5 protein-coding genes are annotated in these 7,399 nt (G+C 41.7%); 3 read left to right on the forward strand and 2 right to left on the reverse strand.

The genetic code is table 11. The features are described 5' to 3' along the window. Positions 1 to 42 precede the first annotated feature (42 nt). The 3 genes from GARC_RS10910 (at position 43) to GARC_RS10920 (ending at position 4,688) form a co-directional block, all read left to right on the forward strand. Complete coding sequence (locus GARC_RS10910) at positions 43 to 852, forward strand: class I SAM-dependent methyltransferase (protein ID WP_007619855.1); 810 nt, start codon at positions 43 to 45, stop codon at positions 850 to 852. A 27-nt stretch (positions 853 to 879) separates the two neighbouring features. Continuing rightward, on the forward strand, positions 880 to 2,169 hold the full coding sequence (gene purD, locus GARC_RS10915) for a phosphoribosylamine--glycine ligase (protein ID WP_007619857.1): 1,290 nt from the start codon (positions 880 to 882) through the stop codon (positions 2,167 to 2,169). A 365-nt stretch (positions 2,170 to 2,534) separates the two neighbouring features. Then, on the forward strand, positions 2,535 to 4,688 hold the full coding sequence (locus tag GARC_RS10920) for a tetratricopeptide repeat protein (protein WP_007619859.1): 2,154 nt from the start codon (positions 2,535 to 2,537) through the stop codon (positions 4,686 to 4,688). 12 nt (positions 4,689 to 4,700) lie between these two features. On the opposite strand, the gene GARC_RS10925 is transcribed toward GARC_RS10920, so the two are convergent. Both GARC_RS10925 and GARC_RS10930 read right to left on the reverse strand, forming a co-directional pair. Then, entirely contained in the window at positions 4,701 to 5,300 is a 600-nt protein-coding gene (locus tag GARC_RS10925) for a PEP-CTERM sorting domain-containing protein (protein WP_039989364.1), read from the reverse strand. Between the two features lie 102 nt (positions 5,301 to 5,402). Further along, on the reverse strand, positions 5,403 to 7,399 hold a 1,997-nt coding region (locus GARC_RS10930), incomplete at its 5' end, for a PKD domain-containing protein (protein ID WP_039989366.1).

Below are 7,399 nucleotides of genomic sequence, written 5' to 3' on the forward strand. Positions count from 1 at the left end.
ACAATCTATTCAAATCCATTTTTACCTAAATGAGAGAATAATATGTTTAAACGAACCTTAAAAGTTGCTATTGCCTTATCTTTACTCAGTTCACCTCTAGTATTTGCTGACGCCCTTAGCGATGCCGTTAACCATGAAAACCGTTCAATTACAGAACGCTCTAGAGATGAATACCGTCATCCTCAACAAACCTTACGCTTCTTCGATGTGCAGCCAGATATGGCCGTGGCGGAAATTTCCCCTGGTGGCGGTTGGTACAGTAATATTCTTGCGCCTCTTTTAAAGGAGAAAGGTCAGTTTTATGCCGCGCATTTTTATATTGAAGAAGGCGGCAGCTCTTTCTACAAAAAATCTGTTGATAGTTTTATGCAGAAAGTTAGTCAAGATGCTAACTACAAAAATACTAAGGTAACAGCGTTTCACCCAACCAAAGCGACAGATTTTGCTCCTGCAAATTCACTGGATCGAGTGCTAACCTTTCGTAACGTACACAATTGGTATATGCAAACGGGACAAGAAGGTATTGATAGCGCGTTCTCAAGCTTTTTTAAAGCCCTTAAAAAAGGTGGCGTATTAGGTGTGGTTGAACACCAACTACCAGAAAGTTTTGCTGACGAAGTGCAGAAAAAATCAGGTTATATGAAACAGTCTTATGTGGTTGCTGCTGCTGAAAAAGCAGGCTTTAAGTTAGTTGCCCAGAGTGATGTTAATCATAACTCACTGGATACTACTGATCATGAAAAAGGCGTATGGACACTTCCTCCTAGTTTACGTTTGGGTGACAAAGACCAAGCTAAATATCTAGCTATCGGTGAAAGCTCACGTATGACACTTAAATTTGTTAAGCCTTAAATAAAACACTAAAGAATAACTATCCCTATGAATGTATTAATTATTGGCGGCGGTGGTCGCGAACATGCGTTAGCTTGGAAAGTAGCGCAATCGGCAAAAGTAACTCAGGTATTTTTGGCACCAGGTAATGCTGGAACTGCCCTTGAAGACAAACTCACCAATGTTGATGTAGGCGCAGAAGACGTGCCTGCTTTGGTAGCCTTTGCAGAACAAAACCAAATCGACTTGACCATAGTAGGTCCAGAAGTGCCGCTTGTTCTTGGCGTAGTGGATGCGTTTCAAGCTAAAGGGTTAAGCATCTTTGGCCCTTCTCAAGCGGCAGCTCAGTTAGAAGGCTCAAAAGCTTTTACTAAAGACTTTTTAGAGCGTCACAATATCCCAACAGGTGAATACCAAAACTTTACCGAAATTGAGCCTGCTCTTGCCTATGTGCAACAAAAAGGCGCACCTATTGTGGTCAAAGCCGATGGCCTTGCCGCAGGTAAAGGTGTCATTGTTGCCATGACATTAACCGAAGCAGAAGATGCGATCCGTGACATGTTAGCCGGTAACGCCTTTGGTGAAGCAGGCAGTCGCGTAGTTATCGAAGAATTCCTCGATGGTGAAGAAGCTAGCTTTATAGTTATGGTCGATGGCAAAAATGTTTTACCTTTTGCAACCAGCCAAGATCATAAACGTGTAGGTAATGGTGATACTGGGCCTAACACTGGTGGTATGGGTGCTTATTCACCGGCACCGGTAGTCACACCCGATATTCACCAACGTGTAATGGAAGAAGTCATTTACCCCACAGTAGAAGGCATGGCTGCTGAAGGTAATACTTACGTAGGCTTTTTGTACGCGGGTTTAATGATTATGGCCGACGGCACACCAAAAGTAATTGAATACAATTGTCGTTTTGGTGATCCAGAAACCCAACCTATCATGATGCGTTTGCAGTCTGACTTAGTCGAATTGATCGAAGCAGCCCTAGACGGCAAACTTGACCATATTCGAGCTGCCTTTGACACCAGAGCGGCTGTAGGTGTGGTACTTGCTGCAGGCGGTTATCCTGGCAGTTACAACAAAGGTGACGTGATTAACGGTTTAGAACTTGGTGATGCCAATAGTAAAATCTTTCATGCCGGCACTAAGAATATTGATGGCAAAGTGACAACCAATGGCGGCCGTGTACTTTGCGCAACTGCTTTAGGTAATACTGTTACCGAAGCCCAACAAAATGCTTATAAGTTGGCTAAAACTATTAACTGCAACGGCATGTTTTATCGTGATGATATTGCTTATCGTGCGATTGCTCGTGAGAAGTTAGTTAGCTAAACCCTCTAAGCTAATAGGCTAACTACTATAGCCTTATAGTAGTTAGCCGCTAAAACTTAAATACATTAGCCTTGTAAGATCTAATGATCAGACTATTTTTTATGCTTGCTCAAATTTCCTGCGTATCCTGATAATTCATTCTGATTATCTTTTCACTTTTCCAACCTTGGTAAATGACTCTAGAATAAAAAATAGGTGTCATTGTTACATCAATACAATAGCCGTAATATTAATTGGCTTTAATACACTCAAGCTAGTTAAATTTAACGGTGTTAGAAAAACGTCAAAAGTAGTTAAATTTCTCGCACGTGAATTTAATAATGGTTGTGTTATGTTTGTTTAATACAATTAGAATGGATAATCTTGTGACTAAAGGACAAGACTCAGATACTTCAAACAATAATCCCCGCTCCAGAGGTATCCGAGCGTCACAGAAAAAATTGCGTGCAGCGCTATTAGCTGCAGGATTTAAGTCGCAAACGGAAGTGAGTGATAAAATTCAAAAAATAGAGGGTTTAAAAAAACCTCCTCGCTCATTAGTCAGACGTGTATTTCATGGTGATTCTGTCGACCCTTTGAGTATCGAGCGGGTAGCCAAAGCATTGAACAAAGAAGCCTGGACACTGTATCTAGACTCTGCGGAATTGGAGGAATACTATCCCAATAATAGCAGTGTTCCCAAAGACAGCGGCGAACTGATTGATAACCCAAAGCCAGATAATAACCACACGCCTAATACAAACTCCACGCTAACTGCTCACTCACAAGCCTTGCAGCCTGCAACACAGTCTCCCACCTATCCTACGTCTAAAATATCGAATGCTGAGTTCACTATATTTGGCCTAAAAATTAAAAAATCTAAAACCACATTAGTTGTTGTCTTACTTGTAGTGCTAGGGAGTATTGTCATTGACCGTTTTTGGTCTTCCAACGTCGGTCTCGAAGATAACCCTTTACCTGCTGGCATTATCGATTTTAGAAATAAAGTCGTGGCTGTGATCCCGATAAAAGGCCCCCGTGGAGTCGACATAACTCGCCACGTTGAGCAACTATTAGCTAACAAAACTCAATATATTGCAGGCAGTTCAGCGTTGCACGCCAGTATTGGGAACCCCCAAGAATTGCTCAGTGGCAAAAAAGCTGATTTGGTTATTAGTGGTGAAATAGTTGAAGTGGGTCGCTATCTTGCCGTGCGCTTATTTTTATCTCAAGATCAAAACAAGCGACAATTATTGTCAGCTATTGTTGCTAAATCAGCGTCAGAAAAATATATACAGGATCAACTCGAAGGTGGCATTAATACACTAGTTAACGAATCCCCTCAGACTGAAAGTGCCGATTGGCAGATTTTGCAGCGTTTTTTACGTGGCATGAGGCATTTTGGAGGAGAGCGATCAGAACAAGCTATTTTGCGGGGTATGGCTGAATTTCAAGGAGTAATTGGTAGCGCGCCAAACTTAGTTTATGGATATGCCGGCATGTGTTTCGCATCCGTAGAACAAAGCATAGAAACAAGCAGTAAGAGCTATTTAGAAGAAGCAGCTCGCTACTGTGACAAGGGTGCCGAAATTGCACCAAACTCACTTTTTATTAATGTAGCACTAGGAAATCTGGCGCGTGCAAAAGGGGAGTTTTCTGAAGCTCGCGAACACTACCTGCAGGCACTGGACATTGAACCAAATAGTATACCAGCAATACAAAAATACTCAGAAAATCAGCTGCGAGAGTTTTTAAAAAGTCATGATCCTGCCGTAATGGAAGATATTAAAAATAGACTGACTTTTGCCAATAAAATAGAACCAGATAACTGGAAATTACCCTTTACCTTAGGCAGAGCATATTATTTTTCAGGTGATCAATACGCTGCTATTGAACAATTTGAATATGCAGCCCGTTTGTCAGTCAATTTTCAGACACTAAATAACTTAGGCACATTGCAGTTTTGCGTTGGTGATTTGCTCAGCGCTAAATCAAACTACCAGCAAGCGTTTGCCTTGCGACCCGAATATGCCGTATTACTTTCTAATATTGCGACTCTACATTTCTATTTAGAAGAAAACGAACAGGCTTTAGCAATTTATGAACCACAGATCAAACAGTTACAGCAATCAGGTGGTCCAGGCTTATATCAGTTATGGTCAAATGTAGCCAGTATATATCGTATTCAAGGTAAAAATGAGCAGGCACTTAGCGCCTATCGTAATGCCATGACTGAGCTAGATCGTGAAGTCAACCAAGGAGAAGCCAATGTCATGCAGCGAGCAACTCGCCTCGCTATGTATGTATTAGTGACTGTGCTTTCTCCAAATATGCAAACAGAACAACTGTTAGCATCACTAAAACAGCAAGCCTTAGCTTTAAACGATGTTGTAGATCCTGTTTCTCTGCATCATTTAGCGCTAAGTTGGCTGTACCTTGGGGATGAGCAAAGAGCGAGAATTTTTCGCGATAAATTACATGCAATTTGCCCTGGTTATGCTGCATCCCCTGATTTTGGCCCCCTTGAAAAGGGAGCATAGTGATAAGGAATATTAATCCAGCTTTTTCGTTCTATGGCGCGCAGTTAAACCCAATATGCCGAGTATAAATATACCTATTGAGGCAGGTTCAGGAACTGTCATGTTGGGATCTTCATTAACGACAATTTGAGCGTCAAAAACTGAAATATCTATTGGGTCAGCAAGGCTATCGGAAATTAACAAGTTGCTCAACACGATATTACTAACTCCCACATTACTTGCCACAAAGCTTATTGTCGCCAACATAAATTCGTCGACCTGGTCAGATAAATCGAACAAATATGAAAGCCCGGAAAACTCGAGGGCACCTAGAGAAGGCGTAATATTAAACATGTCAAAATCGGTCAGACTTAAGTTGGCCTGAGCTGAATTTAGTGGGCTAACCATATTATCGAAACTTAGCAGAAAATCAAATCCGCCAACATCATCTAATTCTAACCCTGAAAACCACAGTTCAAGAGTGACCACATCTCCGATATTTGCCACTTGACTCACATCTGCTTGGGCGTTATTAAACGACAATATAGGAACTGCAAACGCAGTTTGATTGACACTGCATATAAACAGAATAGTAATGGCCATCCGTTTCAAATGTTTTGTTACTTGCGACATGAATAAATTCCTTATTTTGATTGTAATTTCAACACTAACTAGGATCTTAAAAGTTTGATAAATGTAGATAAAGCAGCACATCCTTGTGCTTATCATTCGTTCTTACTCAGGTTTGATGCCACAACGTGCTAAGTCACACTCTAAAACACATCCTCTTGCGTCGAGTATATTAATCAGCCCATTTTGGTTCCAATCCGCTGGGTCAAATCCAGACATTGCTGGTGTATTGCGGCGCTGCATAATCTCTTGAATATCCAAACGGTCAATAAAGTCATTGCCATCCATATCACACATTTTAGGCGCTACAATTGCGATAACTTCTACAACCATTTCATCAGTATCAGATGCTTGACCATCACTGACTGTTAACTCAAGGATATATTCGCCTGCTACGTCAGGATGAAAGTTAGCGAGTACGCTATCACTATTCACTATATCCACAGTGCTGGTTGCTGGACGACTTAGAACTTGCCATGCATAAGATAACAACTGAGGTCCATTGTCTGGGTCAAAACTAGCAGTGCCGTCTAAATCGATATTGGCACCTAGCTCGATATTTTGATCCTCTCCAGCATCCGCCACCGGCAATTGATTTTCAGTTACCGTTACAACAACCGAATCAATGTCAGTTAAGTCACCGTCACTTACAGTTACAGCTAGCGTATACGCCCCAGCTACATCTGGCATAAACTGAGCATTACCTTGTGCGTCCATTGTGAGACTGGCACTGCTCAAACTGCTACCTACAGGTAGAGAGACAAATACCCAATTGAATGACAAGGGTAATGGTCCAGCATCAGGATCGAAGCTGGAGGCAGCACTGATTTCTACAATACTGCTTAACTCTTGCTGTTGGTCATTCCCTGCATCAGCCACTGGCGGTTGGTTAACAACCACGTCACTAATCAAAACACTAGCGTCCACTGAGTGGCTTAATTCACCATCAAATACAGTTAAACGAACCCTATAAGTACCCGCTATATCTGCAGTAAAGCTGGCCAGATTAGTGTTTTGTCCATTCAGATCTGCCGTAGTCACTGCACTGTTTGTTGGTACACTTAAAATTAACCAAGCATAGGTCAGCGCTTGTGGTCCATTGTCATCATCAATACTAGCCCTGCCGTCTAGGGTAACCGAGGTGCCTGTGAGAAATTCACCACTGACTTGTAAATCGGCTTGAGGAGCGATGTTTGCTTCTGCTACTTGCACTATTACATTGTCACTTGGGCTGGATCTTTCATTATCACTCACCACAAGAGCGAACACATAATCACCGGCAACATCTGGTAAAAAACTTGGATTTACACTAGTTGAGTTTTCTACTTCAACTATGTCGCTTGAAACAGGCACCGATAATACAGACCATTGGTAGGTTAATAAGTCACCGTCTGCATCACTTGAGTTGCTGCCATCAAGTTGCACCGTTATGTTTACTTTTGCATTTTGATCAATACCGGCATCGGCTACTGGCACTCTATTTGTCACCTGCACAAATACCACAACGCTATCACTTAACAAACCGTCACTTACGCTAAGTTCAACTTGATATTCGCCATAAACATCGGGTTGTAAACTTGCCATCGAATTAGTCGCATCAACAATATCTGTCTGAGTTATTAGACTGTCAGTTGGCACTGACAAAAGTGTCCAACTAAATGACAATGGATCAGGCGAGTCATCGGGGTCAAACGAACCTGAACCGTCCAACTCAATGATCTCATCTTTATAGAGTGTTGGTTTTGAAGACGCCGATGCAACAGGTTTTTGTGGATCAGGAGCGGCAGTTGGCAGATTATATTCAAGAACATAGTTGCCAATTTGGCTTCTACCGCCGGTACCATCTTGAATAACGATAGTATAAGTTCCCGCAAGCGGTAGACTCAAATCATATAATCCTGCCTCACTATTATGCGACCTGTAAGTAAAATATGTACCGTCTGGTTTATACAGGGTCATTAAAGGATAAATATCCGTTGTATCAACCTCCCGCAACACCAAAGTAATTTCATCGCCAGTATTACCATCAAAGGTAAAACTATCTAAATCCCCTAACGTAATAGCTTCGCTGTAAGAACCTACACCAGATAATTTACCATGCT

It is taken from the genome of Paraglaciecola arctica BSs20135 (assembly GCF_000314995.1).
Classification (GTDB): domain Bacteria; phylum Pseudomonadota; class Gammaproteobacteria; order Enterobacterales; family Alteromonadaceae; genus Paraglaciecola; species Paraglaciecola arctica.

What these genes read in the sequence shown, in the direction of transcription:
- purD (WP_007619857.1), top strand. Translation starts at nt 880, where the DNA reads ATGAATGTATTAATTATTGGCGGCGGTGGTCGCGAACATGCGTTAGCT.
- GARC_RS10925 (WP_039989364.1), bottom strand. Translation starts at nt 5,300, where the DNA reads ATGTCGCAAGTAACAAAACATTTGAAACGGATGGCCATTACTATTCTG.
- GARC_RS10910 (WP_007619855.1), top strand. Translation starts at nt 43, where the DNA reads ATGTTTAAACGAACCTTAAAAGTTGCTATTGCCTTATCTTTACTCAGT.